The 255-nt window shown below is 65.9% G+C and carries 1 pseudogene; it reads right to left on the bottom strand.

Features of this window, described 5'->3' with window-relative positions:
- Positions 1 to 255, bottom strand: a pseudogene (locus QSK36_RS43310) (glycoside hydrolase); the annotation flags it as partial.

The raw sequence follows: 255 nt of genomic DNA, 5'->3' as shown, positions 1-255 counted from the left end.
CGCCGTTGTCGATGAAGCCGACGTTCATCCCGCCTTCGTTGGAGGCCTCGGTTTCGACACCGGACTCCCAGGCGATGGTCTCGGCCTCCTGGCGGGTGTAGGGGTTCAGCGTGCCGATCTGGGGTGCGCCGGTGGTGGTCATGTTGATCGTCGGGATGGTGCCGTCGGCGTTGTAGGTGAACTTCTCCACGGCGACCGAGCGGGTGTAGCCGCCGCCGCCCGGCAGGGCGCCGTTGTGGTAGAAGAAGTACGAAC

Origin of the sequence: Microbispora sp. NBRC 16548 (assembly GCF_030268985.1) — a bacterium.
GTDB classification, from domain to species: Bacteria; Actinomycetota; Actinomycetes; order Streptosporangiales; family Streptosporangiaceae; genus Microbispora; species Microbispora catharanthi.
Note: the sequence above shows the minus strand (reverse complement) of the source record. Positions and strands in the feature narration are given on the sequence as shown.